The organism is Arthrobacter crystallopoietes (assembly GCF_017603825.1).
Lineage (GTDB): Bacteria > Actinomycetota > Actinomycetes > Actinomycetales > Micrococcaceae > Crystallibacter > Crystallibacter crystallopoietes_B.
This window is the reverse complement of sequence record NZ_CP072014.1, coordinates 3435732-3455567: the sequence shown is the minus strand read 5'-3', so window position 1 is coordinate 3455567 and position 19836 is coordinate 3435732. Positions and strand designations below refer to the sequence as shown.

Here is a 19836-nt window from a genome sequence, read left to right as displayed (position 1 = left end):
CGCAGACTACGTAATGCGAAAACGGTCAGTGACTATAACGGCTAAAATCGGACTATGACCCAGACAGCTGACTCCCAGACCCCGGCCGTTACCGAGCAGTCCGTTGCAGAGCAGCCGAATGTCACTGCTGCCGTCCACAGTATTGCCGAGCGCTCCCGCGCGGCTTCGCGGCGGATGGCCCGCGCCAACCGGGCTTGGAAGGATCGGGCGCTGGTAGAGATCGCCGAGCAGCTGGTCGCCAAGCGCGACATTGTGCTGCATGCGAACCGGCTGGATGTCGAGGAAGGCCGGAACAACGGCACGAGCAAGGCGATGCTTGACCGCCTGAAGCTGGATCCTGCCCGTATCGACTCGCTCGCGGCGGCACTGCACAGCCTGGCCGGCCTGCCGGATCCCGTCGGTACCGTGATGCGCGGGCAGACACTGCCCAATGGCCTGCGACTGCGGCAGGTGCATGTGCCCATGGGTGTGGTGGCAGCTATCTACGAAGCCCGTCCCAACGTCACCGTGGACATCGCCGGTCTGGCGCTCAAGAGTGGCAACGCCGTCATCCTGCGGGGCGGGAGTGCGGCAGCCGAGACGAACGTAGCTTTGCTGGGGATCATCCGGGATGCGCTGGACAGGGTGGGCCTGCCCGCGGACGCGGTACTGAGTGTTGATGAGTATGGCCGCGAGGGTGCGAAAGTCCTGATGGAGGCCCGCGGCAAGGTGGATGTACTGATTCCCCGCGGCGGCCGGGACCTGATCCAGACCGTGCTTAATACTGCCAAGGTGCCTGTGATCGAAACGGGTGAAGGTAACGTGCACATCTACGTGGATGAATCCGCAGATACCGAAATGGCAGTGGAGATCCTGCTTAATGCCAAGACGCAGCGGCCGTCGGTGTGCAATACCGTAGAGACCTTGCTCCTGCATTCTGGTGCCGGCGCCGGGGTGGACGTGCTCCGCTCGCTCGCGGGGGCCGGCGTCCGGCTCCACGTCGATGACCGCGTAGCCGCGATCGTGCCGGACGGAATCCAGGTCGAGCGGGCAACGGATGAAGACTGGGGCCGTGAATACATGGATCTGGACCTCGCCGTGGCCATGGTGGACTCGATGGACGACGCGCTCGATCACATCCGCAGGTGGACCACCGGACACACCGAGGCCATCATCACCAATGATCTTGGTAACGCCGACCGTTTCGTTGCGGAGATTGATTCCGCTGCGGTGATCGTCAACGCCTCCACCCGGTTTACCGACGGCGGCGAGCTGGGCCTGGGCGCCGAGGTCGGCATCTCCACGCAGAAGATGCATGCCCGTGGCCCCATGGGCCTGCGGGAACTGACCACCACGAAGTGGATCGTGCAGGGCGAAGGCCAGATCCGGGACTAAGCACCCTCCGCATCCACCGGCCCAAACCTGCTGCTCTGACGCGCGCCGATGGGTGTTCCGCCGCGCGAACGCGTACCATTAGACAGAACTGAACTTCCGCCTGCCCAGGCGGTCCATCCATTCCCAAGGGAGAAACTATGCTGACTCAGGTATTCGGCGCCGCGCTGGTGGCAAGCGAGGCCCACGTTGAACTTCCGGTGTCGCCGCTCGTCATCGGCGGCGGAATCTTCACGGTCTTCCTGATCTTGATGTTCTCCACCGTCGCCTTTACCAGTGTCGGCCACCGCCATTCCGCCGTCGAGGAGCATGCGGATCCGCACCGCCAGCACCCGAACAAGCACGATCACGGCCAAGCCCAGCGCTAAAGTGCCTATGGCTTCCCTCTCAACCGGAACTGCGGCTACGTTGCCTGGCAGCACAGCCTCCGGTCGCAAATTCCGGCTCGGGGTCATGGGCGGCACGTTCGATCCGATCCACCACGGACACTTGGTCGCGGCCAGCGAGGTGGCGGCGGTTTTCGATCTGGACGAAGTAGTCTTTGTCCCCACGGGTAATCCCTGGCAAAAATCGTCCCGGTCTGTTTCACCCGCCGAGCATCGGTACCTGATGACAGTGATTGCCACCGCTTCGAACCCGCGATTTACGGTGAGCAGGGTGGACATCGACCGTCCCGGGTTAACGTACACGATCGATACCCTGCGTGATTTGCGGGCCGCCCGTCCGGAAGCTGAGCTGTACTTCATCACCGGTGCGGACGCGCTGGCCCAGATCATGTCGTGGAAAGACATCGACGAACTGTGGTCGCTGGCGCACTTCGTCGGAGTCACACGTCCGGGCCACGAACTGCATGATCTGGGACGCAAGGACGTCAGCCTGCTCGAAGTCCCGGCCATGGCCATCTCCTCGACCGACTGCCGGGACCGGGTGGCAGAAGACCACCCCGTCTGGTACCTCGTTCCGGACGGCGTAGTACAGTACATTGCCAAATATGGTCTCTACCGGGCACTGGAACCGGCTGATCGGTTCCCCGCAACAAACTAAGCCGTATATACCTCCACATTCTGGGTGAAAAGTTATCAATGAGTAAGGAATCGCAGACGCCGCGCAGCCGGAGAGAAGCCCGGCTGCAGCGTGGGCCCGGCGGGACTCTGGACGGCGGTGATACGCCGGCAGGAACTGCGGGCGGTACGACCCCGCCGTCGGGCCCGTCCGAAGGTACCGAGCGGTCTTCCCAAGCCCGCGCCCGGGATCGTGAAGCGCACCGTGCCTACCGTGCCTTGACGGAGGCGATTCCCGTTGTTCCGGCCGAGCAGGTGCAACCGACCCGTCGCCAACTGAGGCGGCAGCATCTGGAACGGGAACAGGGCCCGCAGACCGAGACATCGCGCCCATCGGCATCCGCCCCCACGAACCGGTCAGCCAAGCCTGCCTCCGCAGCAGCGGGGGAGGCACCGGCAAAGGACGGTCCCCTTCAAACACCGCAGACCGATGCGCAGTACCGGCCCAACCGGCCCCCCATCGAGGGAGGCCGCAGGGAGCGCCGCCGCCGGAGCACGGGCGCAGCCACCGGGGCAGCGGAGCCCCAGACAACGGGTGAAGCGGCGCTGCCGGACGCTGCCGCTGAAGCGGTCGACGCCGGAAAGATGACCGTGGAGCAGGCACTGGTGGCCAGGGAACTGCTGATGGGCCAGGCCAAGAACCTCGCCACCATGATGGAGGCGCGCAAGGACCAGGATCCAAGGACCGTGGATCTGGAAATCCTTGCCCAGCAGAAAGCCTTGGCCGAGCGTGCTGCGGTGTTGAATCGCCGGGCCGCGGACAAACAGCGGTTGAGCCAGGAGAACCAGCAGCGGCGGCAGACCGCAGGGCCGGGTGATATCGCCTCGGCTCCGATGGAATTCGTGCGCCTGCCGGGCAGCGATAAGCATGTTCTACGTCCGTCCCCGACGTCCAATGTCCCGCTGGTAAGCAACGCGCCGGAGCCTGCCGCGGACTCTCTGACAGGCGTCCCGGTGCGGCCTGTTGCACCCGCTCAGCCACTGGCCACGAAGCGGTCGGAGGCACCCCAGCGGAAGCCGGCGCCTGCAGAACGGCCCGCGCCGGGGGACAGGCCATCCGCGGCAGGAAAGCCAGTGGGCAACAGCGGCCCTGTCCCGAGCAGTTTGGCCAAGTCGAAGTCCTTGCCGGCAGCACCGGGACAAATACCGTCAACGCCCGGCTCTCGACCAGCGGCACCGGGCGCGAGGCCGGCAGCGCCGGCCAGGTCCAGGCTCCTGGCTCAGGCCGAAGCCGTCGCCGATGGGCGCGGCAGGAAAGTGGAACCGCTTAGTGCCAGGAGCGCTCATGGACTGGATCCGCTGGACGCACGGACCGCTAGCCAGGCCAACAGCGCCAGGATTGCTGTCATCGCGGCTCTGGTGCTCGGCGGAGCAGCCTTTATTACGGGACTGATTATGATGATCGTCGGTCTCAGCAATTAGTTCCACCAGTACCTAACCAAAAGGAGCCCTATGGCAGCCTCAGAAGATTCGATTTCCATTGCGCGGATGGCTGCTAAAGCTGCCTCCGACAAAATCGGCCAGGACATTATCGCCCTCGACGTCAGCGAGCGTCTGGCCATCACGGACGTTTTTGTGATTGCTTCGGCCTCCAACGAGCGCCAGGTCAACGCGATCGTTGACGGCATCGAAGAAGAACTGCACAAGCGTGATCTAAAACCGGTCCGACGCGAAGGCCGGTCCGAAGGACGCTGGGTGCTGCTCGACTACGCCACAGTTGTCATCCACGTCCAGCACGAGGAAGACCGGGTCTTCTACGCCTTGGAGCGCCTGTGGAAGGACTGCCCGCCCATCGACCTGCAGCTCGACGAAGCCCCGGCAACAGCGTCCGACGGCGACTGATTGACTAACGCTCGAAGCTTCAGGCTTTGAATGATCCCCGGATACCGTTATCGGTAGTCCGGGGATTTTTGCAATGTCAGACGGTCCGCGGGGAATAACAGCGATGTGATTTAGATCAAGCTCAGACGTTGTCGGGGTCGAGAACCTCGCGGATTTGAGTCGAAAGCCGCGGAATCGCGCGGTTTTTGCGGGAATTGGAGCCGGGGCGGACTCGATTTGGAATCTGGTGGATCCTCTGCATAGAATATTCAAGTTGCTGCGGCACGGGAGGAAACGAACCGGGCGGGGCAACACGGTAGAAACCGGAAACGGGGCTGTGGCGCAGCTGGTAGCGCACCTGCATGGCATGCAGGGGGTCAGGGGTTCGAGTCCCCTCAGCTCCACCGATGAAAAGAGCCGCTCAAATTGAGCGGCTCTTTTCTTTTTCCCGCCAACCGCCTTGGAGGCCATCGGCCCTGTCGACGCGCGTCACATTCCGTCGGGATGACGCTCTGCCGTCACATATTGCCCCGGGCGCCGTCAAGAACGGAAACGTGCCGTCAACATTGACCGTTTGCTTGTCCGGTTTGCTGCCCGTGCGTAGAGTTCTGGAGAAGTTACTTCCGTAACAGGTCAGCGACCCTCTCGAGGAGGGTGTGGGTGCCCCGGGTGTGGGTCTGACATTTGGCACAGGAGTCCCCGTTGCGTGCGGGCGCATGCAACGCAGGACGGCTCCTGAGCTCCTTTCCGAACCATCACATGTGCTGCGGTTCTTCCGCCGGGATGCCGTGCAGCCGTGTGTGACCTCCCCGTAAGGATACAAATGTCACCGCCAACCCCCACGGTTCCGCAAATCGATGCGGCAATCACCAACCATCCCGCCCTGTCCTACGAGCTCTTTCCGCCCAGGAATGCGCAGGCAAACGATGCGCTCTGGCGGACCATCCGCGAACTCGAAGGCACTGCACCCGATTATGTTTCGGTCACCTATGGTGCCGGAGGCTCCAACCAGGGGACCGCCCTGGAGCTGCTCGAACGCCTGCAGAACGAGACCCGGCTGCGGCCGCTGGCCCATCTGACCTGCGTCGGGAGCAGCGGACTGGAGCTTGCCCGGACCATCGAGGCAATCCTCGGCAGGGGAGTCAGGGGTATCCTGGCGCTGCGCGGCGATGCCCCTGCCGGCAGCTCGGGCCGGCCCTCGGGGGAACTGCGGTACGCGCAGCAGCTCGTCGAACTGATCCGGCGGATTGAACGCCAGCGGACCGCCCATCTGGCGGCCGGGAAAGTGGCCATCGGTGTTGCCGCCTACTCCAGCCGCCATCCCGAATCGCCCAGCTTCGAGCACGACGTCGAAGTGCTGCTGGCCAAGCAGTCCTCGGGCGCGGACTTCGCAATTACGCAGATCTTCTTTGACGCCAACGAATATTCCTCGCTCCTGCGCCGTGCCCGGCAGGCGGGAGTGCGCATCCCGATCATTCCCGGCATCATGCCGTTGACCAGTGTGCGCAGGCTGGACCGGCTTGCGCAGCTGGCCGGCATCGACGTGGATCTTGCTGTCCGCGACCGGCTGGCCAGCGCCGGTGACGACTCGACGCGTCAGCGCATCGGGATCCAGGCCACCGTCGATCTCGCCAACGCCGCTTTGGACGCCGGGGCTCCCGGACTCCATGTTTATACCTTCAACGAGCATGTGTCCGCCCTCCAACTGCTGGAGAAACTGCAGCTGCCCCGACCAACTGCCCCGGTCCGCCACAAGGTGCTGGCCCGGGCGTAAAACCTCACCCACGACGGCGCCCTAAGGGCTACCGCCGCAACTCATCTTCTGCGCTACACCAGAATTAAGGACTTATCCCATGACTGACAATACTTTCCCCGCCGCCACCATCCTTGGCTACCCCAGAATCGGACCCCGGCGGGAGCTGAAGAAGGCCCTGGAGAACTTTTGGTCCGGCGCCAGCACCGCCGCCGAGCTGGAGCAAACCTGCCAGGACCTGCGCCACCGCAGCTACGCGCACCTGACCGAGCTCGGTCTGGACGCCCACGCGTCGGCGGTCCCGGCGTCGTTCTCCTACTATGACCAGGTCCTGGACACCGCCGTGACGCTGGGCGCGGTGCCGTCCCGCTTCGCCGACCTGTTCGACGGCGAGGGCAAGCTGGGGCTCGACGCCTACTTCACGCTTGCCCGCGGCGACGCCGACCGCGCTCCGCTGGAGATGACCAAATGGTTCGACACCAACTACCACTACCTGGTCCCCGAACTCGGACCGGAAACGGGATTCCGCCTCGCCAATGAATGGATCTTGGAGAACTTCACGGCGGCACGTCAGGCAGGTTTCACCACCCGGCCGGTGCTCGTGGGGCCGGTGAGCTTCCTGCTTCTGAGTAAAGCGGCGGACGGCGCCGGCGCGGGTTTCGAGCCGCTGTCGCGCCTGGCGGACGTGCTGCCGGTCTACGCCGAGGTCCTTCGCGCCTTGGCGGGGGCCGGGGTCGAGTGGGTCCAGCTCGAGGAGCCGGCCCTGGTGGCCGACCAGGACTTGTCCGAAGGGGAACTGGGGGAGGCGATTCGCCTGGCCTACACCGTGCTGGCCACGGAACTTCAGGCCCCGCAGCGGCCGCGCCTGCTGGTGACCTCGTCCTACGGCTCGCTGGGCGGGCTGCTGCCTGTGCTGGCGGCGTCCGGCGTCGATGCCCTCCACCTGGACCTCGTCAACGGCGCCGTCCCGGCAGCGGCGGAGTTGGAGGCCCTAGGCAGTACCGTGCTGGTCGCAGGCCTGGTGGACGGCCAGAACATCTGGAAGGCCGATCTGGCCGCCGCGGCAGCCAAGCTGGGACGTTTGGAGGAGTCCGTCGACCAGCTCGCCGTCGCCACGTCAACCTCGCTCTTTCACGTTCCGCACGATGTGGAGCAGGAGCAGCAGCTGGACCCGGTCCTGCGCAGCTGGCTCGCCTTCGCGGACCAGAAGGTGGACGAGGTCCGCACCCTGGCTCGCGCGATTGGCAAGCCGGAAGCAATTGCCGCAGAGGTGTCCGCCGCTGCCGCCGTATTGGAAACCCGCCGGCAGTCTCCGGGCGTACGGCAAAGCGCAGTGCGTGCCCGGACAGGGGGACTGGTCCCGGCGAACTTCACCCGCGATGACTTCGAGAGCCGGCGGATCGCGCAGCAGGATGTACTCCGGCTGCCCGCGCTGCCTACGACCACCATCGGATCCTTCCCGCAGACCCGCGACATCCGGCTGGCCCGCGCCCGCGCGCTCAAAGGCGAACTGGGGGCCGGCGCCTACGAGCAGCTTATGAAGGACGAGATCAAGCGCGTCATCGAACTGCAGGAGGAACTGGGGCTCGATGTGCTGGTGCACGGAGAACCCGAGCGCAACGACATGGTCCAGTATTTTGCCGAGAACCTGGAAGGCTTCGACGTCACGGTGCACGGCTGGGTCCAGTCCTACGGCAGCCGCTGCACCCGCCCTTCGATTCTCTGGGGCGACGTCAGCCGGCCGGCGCCCATCACGGTTCCGTGGACGCGCTACGCGCAGTCGCTGACGGATAAGCCGGTGAAGGGAATGCTGACCGGACCGGTGACCATTCTGGCCTGGTCCTTTGTCCGGGACGACCAGGCGCTGGAGGAGACCGCAAACCAGGTGGCGCTGGCATTGCGGGACGAAATTTCGGACCTGCAGGAAGCCGGCACCAAGATCATCCAGGTCGATGAGCCTGCGTTGCGGGAACTCCTGCCGTTGCGCCGGCGCGACCACGGGGACTACCTGCGCTGGTCTGTCGGCTCCTTCAAACTCGCCACCGCCGGCGTTGCCGCCGCTACGCAGATCCATACGCATCTGTGCTATTCCGAATTCGGCGAGATCATCGACGCCATCGATGCCTTGGACGCGGATGTGACAAGCATCGAGGCGGCCCGCTCCCGAATGGAAGTGGTCAAGGACCTTGAGCAGCACGGCTTTGCCCGCGGCGTGGGACCAGGGATCTACGACATTCACTCGCCCCGCATCCCGTCGGCAGGCGAGCTTCAGGAACTGCTGAGTGCCGCCGTCGCACATGTGCCGGTACGGCAGCTGTGGGTCAACCCGGACTGCGGTCTGAAGACCCGTGCCTACCCGGAAACCAAGGCGTCTCTGGAGAACCTTGTGGAGGCCGCCAGGACGGTGCGCGCGTCACTGGTGGATAGCCTGGCCGGATAGCACTTTCAACATATTCAGTAACGCGATGTCCCGGCCGGCTGCTACCTGCCGGGACATCGCGTTTTACACTGCGGCCCGGGGTGGGATCAGCGGCGCCGCGGACTGATGCTCAGGCCGCGGAGAATGTCGGAGAGCTGTTCCATGAACAGTCCGACCTGTGCATTCTGCTTTTCGTTGATGAGCAGGGCAAAAATGTTCCGGGCCAGGCGGATTTCCGGCACATCCAGTACCACCACACCGCTGTCCATGTGCTGCATGGCCAGCTCGGGTACCAGGGCCGCCCCGAAACCGGCGGCTGCCATTTCGAGGCTGGCGTTGAAATCGTCGCAATAGGCGACCACCCGCGGGTGGAGGTTGCAGCTGGCGAAGAGCCGTTCGATCACCGTGGCATCGGCGGTGCCGGGGTGATGCATGATCCAGGGCATTTCCGCCAGCTGCGACGCGGAGACTTGGGACCCGGCCTGCAGGCCCCACGATTCGGGCAGGACCACGCGGAAATTATCGTCGCCAAGCCATTGCCTGTTGACCGAATGCGGCCAGGCCAGTCCGCCCTGGCCCACCTGGTACACCAGCGCCAGATCGAGTTCGCCGCCGGTCCGCAGGCCCTGGATGGTCTGGGCCGGTTCCGCCACGAAGACTTTCAGGTTGATGCCCAGATTGGGCCACTGCGGCAAGCGGAGCAGTCTCGGCAATGCATACGTAGCCAGACTTGGAAAGATCCCCAGCCGGACCTCCTGGGCGGTGGTGTCATGGGTGCGCGAGGTTGCCGCCAGCAGCGCATCGATGTCGGTCAGGACCTTCGCGGCATGGCGGGCCATGACGAATGCCGTCTCGGTCGGACGGACGCTGCGGGCGGAACGCTCAAAAAGCGTCACCCCGGACTCCCGCTCCAAAGCGGACATCTGTTGCGAGACGGCGGAGGCGGTATAGCCGAGTTGCACGGCAGCGGCAGCGAAAGAACCACGCCGGGTCACCTCCAACAGCGTGCGCAAATGGACGGGGTTGACCATCGGAATTCCTCACGCTCGGCGAATGTTGTATTAATGGCATCTTATGCACCGGCGGGCGCAGGACAGCTGAACCTGCAGAGCCGGTGTCGGCGGGAGCAGCATCCATCCAACACATCTGTGCAACCGGACACTGGCCAGGGTGACGGTCGACGCTATTCGACACGCCCGGAGTGTCGGCGACACGAACTATTTGTGCCTGTGGGGATCGTTGTCCACAGCTTGTGGACGGGGGAGTGAAAACTGCGCCAAATCAAGGGCCGGAAGCAGGAATTATCCCCAATGCCTGTGGACGGACGGACGCACAAATGACATACTTGTAATACATCATCTAGGGGTTCGCCCGAGAAGCGTGCACTAGATGTAGTGGATGTAGTAGATTGAAACCGCTGGCAGGGACAGACTCAGGAACACCTGAACTACCAACTTGAATCCCGACAGACAGCGACTAATAGTCACCAAGTTTTAGGGGAGAGGGACCATGACTGTAACGGTTTACACGAAGCCAGCATGCGTGCAGTGCAACGCAACTTACCGAGCTCTGGACAAGAAGGGCATCGCCTACCAGAGCGTTGATCTCTCCCAGGATCCGGCTGCGCTGGAGCGCGTCCGTTCGCTCGGCTACATGCAGGCTCCTGTAGTTGTCACCGAGCAGGACCACTGGTCCGGGTTCCGCCCGGACAAGATCGCCGAGCTCGCCCAGTCTGCTGCTACCTCGGTGGCCTGACCTCCAACAAAGTCGGGAGGCGATCTCCATGGCAGCTGCGCTGATGGCCGAAGGAGCCACCATGCAAGGCTCCGGAGCAGGCCCCGGTTCATCGACCAGTGCGTCACTGGTCTACTTCTCTTCGGCATCGGAAAATACGCACCGATTTGTCACGAAGCTGGGTGTGGAAGCGGCAAGAATCCCGCTGCGTACCCAGGAAGAAACGATTTACGCCCGGAAACCCTATGTTCTGATCGTTCCCACCTACGGTGGGGAATCAGGCCGCAATTCGATTCCCAAGCAAGTGCTCAAGTTCCTCAGCAACGAGGGAAACAGGTCGCTGCTCAGGGGTGTGATCGGCGCCGGAAACACGAACTTCGGTACTACCTACTGCCTGGCCGCGGACAAGATCGCGGCCAAATGCGAAGTACCGCACCTTTACAGATTTGAGCTCATGGGCACGTCGGATGACGTCGAGCGTGTGAAACAAGGATTGGAAGACTTTTGGAAACGACAGTTGAAGACCCAGCAGTAGCGGATTCGAAGCCGGAGCTGCCCGAGGCGTACAAGGGCTTGGGTTACCACGAGCTCAACGCCATGTTGAATCTGTACGGTCCCGACGGCAAGATCCAGTTCGAGGCGGACCGGGAGGCGGCACACCAGTACTTCCTCCAGCATGTCAACAACAACACCGTCTTCTTCCACGACCTTGAGGAGAAGCTGGACTATCTGGTCAAGAACGATTACTACGAGCGTGAAACGCTTGACCAGTACACCATGAACTTCATGCGCGGCCTGTGGGACCGCGCGTACAAGAAGAAGTTCCGCTTCGAAACCTTCCTGGGCGCGTTCAAGTTCTACACGTCCTACACGCTGAAGACGTTTGACGGCAAGCGTTTCCTGGAGCGCTATGAAGACCGCGTCTGCATGGTGGCGCTCCACCTCGCCCGCGGCGACGAGCAGCTGGCCACCCAGATGATGGACGAAATCATCGAGGGCCGTTTCCAGCCGGCCACGCCGACCTTCCTCAACGCAGGCAAGAAGCAGCGCGGTGAACTGGTCTCCTGCTTCCTGCTGCGCATCGAAGACAACATGGAGTCCATCGGCCGCTCCATCAACTCCGCCCTGCAGCTGTCCAAGCGCGGCGGCGGCGTCGCCTTTGCCCTGACCAACATCCGCGAGGTCGGCGCACCGATCAAGCAGATCGAGAACCAGTCCTCCGGCGTCATTCCCGTGATGAAGCTGCTCGAAGACAGCTTCTCCTACGCCAACCAGCTCGGCGCGCGCCAGGGCGCCGGTGCCGTCTACCTGCACGCGCACCACCCGGACATCTACCGGTTCCTGGATACCAAGCGCGAAAACGCAGACGAGAAGATCCGGATCAAGACCCTCTCGCTCGGCGTCGTCATTCCGGACATCACCTTCGAACTCGCCAAGAAGGGCGAGGACATGTACCTCTTCTCCCCGTACGACGTGGAGAAGGTTTACGGCATGCCCTTCTCGGACATCTCGGTGACCGAGAAGTACTACGAGATGGTGGACGACAGCCGGATCAAGAAGACCAAGATCAAGGCACGTGACTTCTTCCAGACCCTGGCGGAGATCCAGTTCGAGTCCGGTTACCCGTACATCATGTTCGAGGACACGGTGAACCGGGCCAACCCGATCGACGGCAAGATCATCATGTCCAACCTGTGCTCGGAGATCCTGCAGGTTTCGCAGCCGACCACGTACCATGACGACCTGTCCTACGACGAGACCGGCAAGGACATCTCCTGCAACCTGGGCTCGCTGAACATCGCCAAGACGATGGATTCGCCGGACTTCGGCCGGACGATCGAGACAGCCATCCGGACCCTGACCGCGGTGTCGGACATGTCCAACATCCGATCCGTGCCGTCGATCGCCAAGGGCAATGACCAGTCGCACGCCATCGGACTGGGCCAGATGAACCTGCACGGTTACCTGGCCCGGGAGCGGGTCTACTACGGTTCCGAAGAAGGCCTGGACTTCACCAACATCTACTTCTACTCCGTGGTCTACCACGCCATCCGTGCGTCCAACCGGATCGCTATCGAGACCGGCCAGACCTTCGGCGGATTCGAGAAGTCCAAGTACGCCAGCGGCGAGTTCTTCGACAAGTACACGGACCAGGTCTGGGAGCCCCAGACCGAGAAGGTCAAGGCGCTTTTCGACGGCATCCACATCCCCACCCAGGAGGACTGGCGGGAGCTGAAGGCCTCGGTCATGGAGCACGGGATCTACAACCAGAACCTGCAGGCCGTTCCGCCGACCGGCTCGATCTCCTACATCAACAACTCCACGTCCTCGATCCACCCGGTGGCGTCGAAGATCGAGATCCGCAAGGAAGGCAAGATCGGCCGCGTCTACTACCCGGCTCCTTACCTGACCAACGACAACCTGGACTACTACCAGGACGCGTACGAAATCGGCTACGAGAAGATCATCGACACCTACGCGGTTGCCACGCAGCACGTGGACCAGGGCCTGTCCCTGACGCTGTTCTTCAAGGACACCGCCACCACCCGGGACATCAACAAGTCCCAGATCTATGCCTGGCGCAAGGGCATCAAGACCATCTACTACATCCGCCTGCGCCAGCTCGCGCTGGAAGGCACGGAGGTGGAGGGCTGCGTCAGCTGCATGCTGTAGTAGCCCAAAGCGACTGAAACGTACGACGGCGGGTGCGCGCCCGCCGTCGTACGCCCACCGAGCGGCGCCCTTTCCCAAAAGGGCGCGGCTTCGGCGCTTAACCGCCACACCGCGCGAACTAGACTTGAAGTAAACACCAAAGGAATCCGAGGGTTAGAAATGACGGAGAAGGTCAAGCTGCTCCACCACGTTGAGGCGATCAACTGGAACCGCATCCAGGACGAGAAGGACGTGGAGGTCTGGAACCGTCTGGTCAACAACTTCTGGCTGCCGGAGAAGGTGCCGCTGTCCAACGATGTGCAGTCCTGGGCCACGCTGACGCCGGCCGAGCAGGAGATGACCATGCGGGTCTTCACCGGCCTGACCCTGCTGGACACTGTGCAGGGCACCGTCGGCGCCGTCAGTCTGATTCCGGATGCCATCACCCAGCATGAAGAGGCGGTGTACACCAACATCGCGTTCATGGAGTCGGTGCACGCCAAGAGCTACTCCTCGATCTTTTCCACGTTGTGCTCCACCAAGGAGATCGACGAGGCCTTCCGCTGGTCCAACGAGAACGAGAATCTGCAGAAGAAGGCGCAGATCATCGTGGACTACTACACCGGCGATGACCCGCTCAAGCGCAAGGTCGCCAGCACCTTGCTCGAGTCCTTCCTGTTCTACTCCGGCTTCTACCTGCCGATGTACTGGTCGTCCCGGGCCAAGCTGACCAACACCGCCGACCTGATCCGCCTGATTATCCGCGACGAGGCGGTGCACGGCTACTACATCGGCTACAAGTTCCAAAAGGGATTGGAGAAGGTGGACGAGGCCAAGCGGCAGGAACTGAAGGACTACACCTTCGACCTGCTCTACGAGCTGTACGAAAACGAAGTGCAGTACACCCACGATCTGTACGACGGCGTGGGCCTGGCCGAGGACGTGAAGAAGTTCCTCCACTACAACGCCAACAAGGCACTGATGAACCTGGGCTACGAGGCCATGTTCCCCTCGTCCCTGACGGACGTGAACCCGGCCATCCTGTCGGCACTGTCCCCGAACGCGGACGAGAACCACGACTTCTTCTCCGGCTCCGGCTCTTCCTACGTGATCGGCAAGGCCGTCAACACCGAAGACGAGGACTGGGACTTCTAAGGCTGCTGCTGTGAAGCCGAACAGCAGGTGTGCGCCGCGGGAACTGTCATGCCTTCCTCGCCGGCAGCAGGTCGGTTCCGGGGCGCGTGTCTAAGGGGTCACGGCGCAGGGCACCTTTAGGGTCAAGTTATGGATAGGCGCCAGACCTGCGAGCTTGACGGGCAGACGTCGATCAACGAGCTGCTCGGCGAGCCGGTCGGCGTTACTCCTATCCAGATGGCGTTGCAGATTTATGTGCAGCTAGGTCCGGGGGAATTCAGGCGTCTTTCCTGACGCTGCGTATGGCCTGTCAGAACTGTGGCTTCTGCGCCGTTAGCGGCATTGAAGGATTGCAGGCTCGCTGTGCTCTTTGGGCGGCCCCCTGGGGCGGCTACGTCTCCACGTCATTGAGCAGCACCCTGACCATGTGCAGGATGACTTCCCGCTGACGGACGGTGAGCCGGTTGGCCCGTTCCGGCAACACGAAGGGTTCAAGCTCCCCGCCTGGAAGGCCGGCCGCCTGCCGGAGCCGGACCATGGGGATCCCTAACACAACTGAAAAGGCTTCCAACACGGACTCGGAGGGGGCAGCGGGACATTGCGCAGGTACTTCGCGATAGAGGTGTACGAGACCGCGATCCCACGCTTATGAGCTTCCTGGGCTTCCTGGGCGATCCGGCGGGCTGACGACCAGTTCTCGGTGTTGGAATCCTGCAGCAACCCCGACAAAGTCCGCCCGGACGACAGGTTACTCATCGGTGCAGTCCCCGGCTCCGGTCGACAACGGCAGCCAGGGGCTTACCGCCGCCGCATTCCCGCGGGCCTGTTTCACGAATCTTGCGAACATACCGGCGATCCTACCGACCGCCGATCCTTATTCAGTAAAGCGCAAGGGGATCGTCGCCCGTGCCCAGGTTGCTCGCTGATGGTGCCCTCCCAGCAGAGAACGACACTCCCGGAGGACGGACCCCGCCGGGCGCCTTCTGTGGACGGGTTCTCCACCGTCCGGCGTGCCTTTGCATCTATACGAGGGCAGCCGGTGTGGACACCCTGTGGAAGGGGGTGAAGTGCGGGAGAGTGCAGGGCACACCCTGCCGTGGCACGTCTAGGATTGTTCCTCCACACCGCAGGTCGCTGGTGTTTGGATCAGCGGTGCGGGACTTGTCGTCGCACTGTTCCGCGCCGTCATCGACCTTTGGAGCGTCGTTGGTCGTTGACTGAGATGCCGTTCCGGGAAACCTCAGACGTAAGCGCCGTTCGGCGTTCGAGCTCTTAGACATGGCGGAACCTTGAGTGTCCGTGTTCCGGACGGGCAGGTGCTCGTGTGGCGGCGGTAGAGGTAGCGCGTTCTAACATGATTTTCTTTGGTCCACGGCCGGCAACGTTGTGGCCTGCAGGATCGTTTGTGGCGCCTACGGGACGTTGATTTCCATGAGGTCTTCGCCGATGATCAGTTTTCCTGTGTAGCCGTTTTGTGCTTTCATCCATCGATCGCGCGGATTATTTCCGGGGGCCAGATGGGACAGGACGAGGGTTTTGGCTCCCGCCGCTTCGGCTACCGGACCGACTTGTTCGATGGTGGTGTGGGAGTGGAGGAGGTGCTGGATGAAGCCTTCCTCTTCCGGGGTGTAGGGAGGCTCTCCATACAGGGCGTTCACCCAGTCGGCGTCGATGACTTCATGGATGAGGACGTCGGTGTCTTGGGCCATCTTGATCAGGTTTTGGGAAGGGGCGGTGTCTCCGGAGAAGACGACGGAGCCGTCGTCGGTGTCGAACCGGAAGGCGAAGGCAGGGAACACGGCTCCATGGTCGACCAGGGTGGCGCTGACCCTGACGCGGTCGTCTTCCATGACGATGAAGGGGTCCATTTCGGGTGCCGTGTCGTGGTTGGCATCAGCCAGGACGTCTTTGGGCAAGGCAATGTCATTGGCATGGAGCAGGTTTCGGATATGGGGCTTCCGGGAATCCCTCATGCGGTCGTTGAGGTCGGTGGCATAGGCCTGGATGAGGTATTCGGTCATGTCCGTGGTTCCCGGGGTGGGGTTGGACGGGTTGATCACGTCGACCTCACCGCTTCCGTGGATCGGAGGAAGGGAGCCGCGCCGTCCGGGCCCGTACACCTGGACCGGCTCCGGGCCCGGCAAGCCGTGGTACCAGCCGGCCAACAGGACGTTGAAGTAGTCCATTGTGTGGTCGGAGTGAAGGTGGGTCAGGAAGATGGAGTTGAGTCCTTCAAATCCCGCGAAGTCGCCGTCGCGGCCCAGCTCGGCCAGCCGCAGTTGGTGTGCCACTCCCATTCCGCAATCAACGAGGTAGTACCTGTCGCCGACAACCAGGGCGGTGGCGATGCCGTGTCGGGCGCGGTCGGGGCCGTTGTGCGGGGCGAGCCAGGTCATCGGGCCGCCGGCGGTTCCGAGCAGGACGACCCGGGTACGGCCCTTACCGGTCACGGCGTTGTTTTGAGCCGCCAATGCGGCGGCGGCTGCGGCGGGGGCTGTTAAGGCACTGGTCAGGGCTGCGGCGCCGAGGGCTGCGGCTCCATTGAGGATGCCGCGGCGGGACAGGGAGTGCTGGTGAGCTTCATTGATCAGGTTGCACACAGAGGAATCTCCAGATGAGTGGTGGCCGGGAGCCAGCCAAGAGGGCGTGACGGAACCGGAAAACTGGGTGTCAGCCGCCGGGTTGGACGAGGGGAGGTGCCGGACAGCGACGGGTTCAGGCCCATGCCCCGGGTTTTGCGAGGCCGGGGCATGGGCGCAGTGGACCCGGGTTTAGAGGGAGGTGAGGGCTAGATCGGCTGTTTCCGGTGTGGCGGGGGCCGGCTGGGCCGGTTCACGGTGGAACTGGCCGTTTTTCATCACTGCGGTGATCTTGGTCAGATCCTGCAGGACGGTGATGTCTTCCAAGGGATTTCCGTCCACCAGGATCATGTCGGCGTAGAAGCCGGGGAGGACTTTGCCGAGTTCGTCCGGCTTTTGGAAGAGTTCGCCGCCTAGCGCGGTGGCGGCGATGATGGCCTCCATTTCGGTGTAGCCGAAGAGGTTGACGAAGTGCGCGAGGTCGCGGGCGTAAGTGCCGCGCGGGGTCCAGGCGAAGCCGTAGTCTCCGCCGGGCAGTACGCGGATGCCGCGGCGGCGCATTTCCTGCACGGCTTTGACGGCGATGTCGAGTTCGCGGGCGTAGCCGGCCTGTTCGGCGGCTTCGTGGGAGTAGCCGAAGGCTTCTGCGTCGTGGAGGGTGGCGACGAGCCAGTTGATGGCCGGGGCGACGAAGACGCGGTCTTTGGCGGCCTCGAGCATATCCATGCCTTCGTCGTCGATGTAGGAGGCGTGGTAGATCATGTCGACGCCGGTTTTCAGGGAGATGAGCACGGAGTCGCGGCTGCGGGCGTGGGTGCATACGCGCACATGCCGGCGGTGGGCCTCGTCGACGGCGACCTGGAGCTCTTCTTCGGTGATGTAGGTGTCGGTGGCGGCTTTGGAACCGGTGATCTCTTCACCGGAGATGCTCAGTTTGATCTGGTCGACGCCGAGGCCGATGGTTTCGCGGACGATTTTGCGCATTTCCTCGACGCCGTCTGCGATCTGGGTGATGCCGGGGACGAGGTCCCCGGCGGTGGTCGCGATTTCCTGGCCGTTGGCCAGGTACCGCGGGCCCGGGATCTGGCCTGAATTGATGGCGTTGCGGACGACGACGTCGAGGCGCTTCTTGGCGCTGGCGGCGCCGAAGCACATGGTGTAGCCGTAGTCGATGTATGCCTTGGCGGAGTCGACGGTGTGCAGCAGGTGTTCTTCGACGTTCATTGTTTCCAGGCCGTTGAGGTCGCCGTCGTTCCAGGTGAAGTGGGTGTGTGCATCGCACAGGCCGGACATGAGGGTCTGGCCGTGTCCGTCGATGACCTGTGCGTCTTGGCGGGGCAGGGTGCCGGTGCCGGGGCTGACGTCGCAGATGCGTTCATCGACGACGAGGACTTCGCCCAGGAAGGGCTGGGCGCCGGTGCTGTCGAGGATGTTGACGTTGGTGAAGAGGATCTTTGACATGACTTCGTTGTCCTTATCGGTGGTGGGTGTTGGGAAGTGGTTAGGCGGTTTTGCGGATGGAGACGGTGATGGTGTTCCTGCGGTTTGAGCTGCACCCGTTATGGCTGCAGGCACAGGTCTTTGGTTTCGCAGCCGGTGCGGAAGTGGTTTCGGCGAGGAATTCCAGCACGGCGCCGTTGACGAATTCGGGTGCTTCGGGCACGGTCCAGTGCCCGGTCCCGGGGGCCACGTGTGCGGAGGCGTTGGGCAGTTCGGCGGCGAGGGCGGTGTTGGCCGCGGGAGTGCTGACCTTGTCCTCGCTGCCGGTCAGCAGCAGGGTTTTGGCTGTGATGGCTGACAGGTCCGGGTTCCGGGCTCCGGCCAGCGCTTCGCAGGCCTGGGCGTAGGCTTCGGCGTCCTGGCCCAGGAGCATTTCGCGGACGAACGGGCGCAGCAGCGGGTTGCCTGCCGCGTGGTCGGCGGTCGCGCCGGTGGCGATGGTACCGGCCACGGCTGCCATGCCCTGTTCACGCACGAGCGTGGCGCGGACGCGGGTGGCTTCTTTCGCTGCGGGAGGTTGTTCCCGCACGGCTCCGAGCAGTACGAGGCTGTCGACCAGATCCGGGCGGGTGGCCGCGAGCTGCTGCACCACCAGGGTGCCCATGGAGTGGCCGACGACGTGGGCGCGGCGCCCGGCGGTCTGCAGTTCGATGACGGCGGCGAGTTCCTCGGCTAGGGCCTCGAGGCTGACCTCGCCGGCCAGCGGGGAGCGCCCGTGCCCGTTGAAGTCATAACGGGTCACCCGGTAGTCAGCGTTCAGGGCGGCGGCCAGGGGTTCGTAGAAGCTGGTGTTGCCGCCGAGGCCGTGGACCAGGACGACGTCGGGACCGCTGCCTGTGGTTTCGATGAACAGGGATTTTTCTCCGAGCGGGGTCAGCCAGGGGGCGATGGTCCGGGTGCTCACTGCTGGCCCCCGATGGTGTTGGTCAGGGTGCCGAGTTTGCTGATGGAGATTTCCACGACATCGCCGGTCTGCAGGAACTTCGGCGGGTTGAAACCGATGCCCACGCCGACGGGGGTGCCGGTGGCGATGATGTCGCCGGGCTGGAGCGTGATGCCGGCACTGATGGTTTCGATGATGGCGGGGATGTCGAAGATCAGATCCGCCGTGGTGGCTTTTTGCCGGGTCTCGCCGTTGACGGTGCAAAGCAGGTCCAGCGGCGCGGTGCCGACCTCGTCGGCGGTGACCGCCCAGGGACCCATCGGGCAGTGGGTGTCCAGGCTCTTGCCCAGGAACCACTGCTTGTGGTTCTTCTGCAGGTCCCGGGCCGTGACATCGTTGATGATCGTGTACCCCCAGACATGGTCCAGAGCATTCTCCTTGGTGATGCCGCGGCCGCCGGTGCCGATGATGACCCCGAGTTCGGCCTCATAGTCCAGCTCGGAGGTGACCGCAGTGTGCGGATCGACCGCGGCGCCCGGGCCAGTCACGGTGGAGGGCGCCTTGGTGAAGACCACCGGAAACTCGGGCAGGTGCGAGGCGCTGGCCGTCGCGTCGTAACCGGAGTTGGCGAATTCCTTGGCGTGCTCGGTGTAGTTGCGGCCCACGCAGAAGATGTTGCGGCGGGGGACCGGGATAGGGGCCAGCAGTTCGACCTCGGCCGTCGGGATCGGTGCCGCCGGGGAGGCTGCCAGCCGCGGACCGGACTCCTGCCACGTCCCGATCAGGGTCACCAGGTCCTCACCGGCGGCAGCCGGAGAGATGTTTCCGGCCTCCTGGTTGAGCACGCCGGTCAGTTCGGTGCCTTGGTGACGGAAAGTAACAAGCTTCAAAACAAGCTCCTAGAATCGATTATCGATAATTGATATTTC

General features: G+C 63.4%; 18 protein-coding genes and 1 tRNA gene. 13 read left to right on the top strand and 6 right to left on the bottom strand.

Annotated elements, in window-relative coordinates; all coding sequences use genetic code 11:
* Positions 1 to 54: 54 nt before the first annotated feature.
* The 8 genes from J5251_RS15810 (at position 55) to metE (ending at position 8446) form a co-directional block, all read left to right on the top strand.
* Complete coding sequence (locus J5251_RS15810) at positions 55 to 1374, top strand: glutamate-5-semialdehyde dehydrogenase (RefSeq protein WP_208574567.1); 1320 nt, start codon at positions 55 to 57, stop codon at positions 1372 to 1374.
* A gap of 137 nt (positions 1375 to 1511) precedes the next feature.
* Positions 1512 to 1739, top strand: coding sequence for a hypothetical protein (locus J5251_RS15805; RefSeq protein ID WP_139005448.1), 228 nt, complete (start codon positions 1512 to 1514; stop codon positions 1737 to 1739).
* 7 nt (positions 1740 to 1746) lie between these two features.
* Complete coding sequence (gene nadD, locus J5251_RS15800) at positions 1747 to 2415, top strand: nicotinate-nucleotide adenylyltransferase (RefSeq protein WP_139005449.1); 669 nt, start codon at positions 1747 to 1749, stop codon at positions 2413 to 2415.
* Positions 2416 to 2453: 38 nt separating this feature from the next.
* Positions 2454 to 3854, top strand: coding sequence for a hypothetical protein (locus tag J5251_RS15795; RefSeq protein WP_208574566.1), 1401 nt, complete (start codon positions 2454 to 2456; stop codon positions 3852 to 3854).
* Between the two features lie 30 nt (positions 3855 to 3884).
* Complete coding sequence (gene rsfS / locus J5251_RS15790; protein WP_139005451.1) at positions 3885 to 4274, top strand: ribosome silencing factor; 390 nt, start codon at positions 3885 to 3887, stop codon at positions 4272 to 4274.
* A gap of 310 nt (positions 4275 to 4584) precedes the next feature.
* Positions 4585 to 4657, top strand: a tRNA-Ala gene (locus tag J5251_RS15785).
* 419 nt (positions 4658 to 5076) lie between these two features.
* Positions 5077 to 6027, top strand: a complete 951-nt coding sequence (locus J5251_RS15780; RefSeq protein ID WP_139005452.1) for a methylenetetrahydrofolate reductase — start codon at positions 5077 to 5079, stop codon at positions 6025 to 6027.
* A 79-nt stretch (positions 6028 to 6106) separates the two neighbouring features.
* Positions 6107 to 8446: a 5-methyltetrahydropteroyltriglutamate--homocysteine S-methyltransferase gene (metE, locus tag J5251_RS15775; RefSeq protein WP_208574565.1), complete on the top strand. Its 2340-nt coding sequence runs from the start codon at positions 6107 to 6109 to the stop codon at positions 8444 to 8446.
* 86 nt (positions 8447 to 8532) lie between these two features.
* On the opposite strand, the gene J5251_RS15770 is transcribed toward metE, so the two are convergent.
* Positions 8533 to 9456 (bottom strand): LysR family transcriptional regulator, encoded by a 924-nt coding sequence (locus J5251_RS15770; RefSeq protein WP_139005454.1) that lies wholly within the window; start codon positions 9454 to 9456, stop codon positions 8533 to 8535.
* A gap of 478 nt (positions 9457 to 9934) precedes the next feature.
* Here J5251_RS15770 and nrdH point away from each other — a divergent pair, with 478 nt between their 5' ends.
* From nrdH to J5251_RS15745, 5 genes are all read left to right on the top strand, one after another.
* Positions 9935 to 10180, top strand: coding sequence for a glutaredoxin-like protein NrdH (nrdH, locus tag J5251_RS15765; protein ID WP_074702172.1), 246 nt, complete (start codon positions 9935 to 9937; stop codon positions 10178 to 10180).
* Between the two features lie 28 nt (positions 10181 to 10208).
* On the top strand, positions 10209 to 10694 hold the full coding sequence (gene nrdI / locus J5251_RS15760) for a class Ib ribonucleoside-diphosphate reductase assembly flavoprotein NrdI (protein WP_431188561.1): 486 nt from the start codon (positions 10209 to 10211) through the stop codon (positions 10692 to 10694).
* A 17-nt stretch (positions 10695 to 10711) separates the two neighbouring features.
* Positions 10712 to 12832, top strand: coding sequence for a class 1b ribonucleoside-diphosphate reductase subunit alpha (nrdE, locus tag J5251_RS15755; RefSeq protein WP_139005491.1), 2121 nt, complete (start codon positions 10712 to 10714; stop codon positions 12830 to 12832).
* Positions 12833 to 12991: 159 nt separating this feature from the next.
* A complete protein-coding gene (gene nrdF, locus J5251_RS15750) occupies positions 12992 to 13966 on the top strand; it encodes a class 1b ribonucleoside-diphosphate reductase subunit beta (RefSeq protein WP_101632650.1) in 975 nt (324 codons plus the stop codon).
* 129 nt (positions 13967 to 14095) lie between these two features.
* Positions 14096 to 14239, top strand: a complete 144-nt coding sequence (locus J5251_RS15745) for a hypothetical protein (protein ID WP_171059227.1) — start codon at positions 14096 to 14098, stop codon at positions 14237 to 14239.
* 97 nt (positions 14240 to 14336) lie between these two features.
* Here J5251_RS15745 and J5251_RS15740 read toward each other — a convergent pair whose 3' ends face one another.
* From J5251_RS15740 to J5251_RS15720, 5 genes are all read right to left on the bottom strand, one after another.
* Positions 14337 to 14483 carry a hypothetical protein gene (locus J5251_RS15740; protein ID WP_208574564.1) on the bottom strand — a complete coding sequence of 49 codons (147 nt, stop codon included), beginning with the start codon at positions 14481 to 14483 and terminating at the stop codon, positions 14337 to 14339.
* An 874-nt stretch (positions 14484 to 15357) separates the two neighbouring features.
* Positions 15358 to 16545: an MBL fold metallo-hydrolase gene (locus tag J5251_RS15735; RefSeq protein WP_244250695.1), complete on the bottom strand. Its 1188-nt coding sequence runs from the start codon at positions 16543 to 16545 to the stop codon at positions 15358 to 15360.
* Positions 16546 to 16716: 171 nt separating this feature from the next.
* Positions 16717 to 17985 carry a metal-dependent hydrolase family protein gene (locus J5251_RS15730; protein ID WP_208574563.1) on the bottom strand — a complete coding sequence of 423 codons (1269 nt, stop codon included), beginning with the start codon at positions 17983 to 17985 and terminating at the stop codon, positions 16717 to 16719.
* A 40-nt stretch (positions 17986 to 18025) separates the two neighbouring features.
* Positions 18026 to 18928 (bottom strand): alpha/beta fold hydrolase, encoded by a 903-nt coding sequence (locus J5251_RS15725; RefSeq protein ID WP_208574562.1) that lies wholly within the window; start codon positions 18926 to 18928, stop codon positions 18026 to 18028.
* Complete coding sequence (locus J5251_RS15720) at positions 18925 to 19797, bottom strand: fumarylacetoacetate hydrolase family protein (RefSeq protein ID WP_208574561.1); 873 nt, start codon at positions 19795 to 19797, stop codon at positions 18925 to 18927. The genes J5251_RS15725 and J5251_RS15720 overlap by 4 nt, the downstream gene beginning before the upstream one ends.
* Between the last annotated feature and the right edge of the window lie 39 nt (positions 19798 to 19836).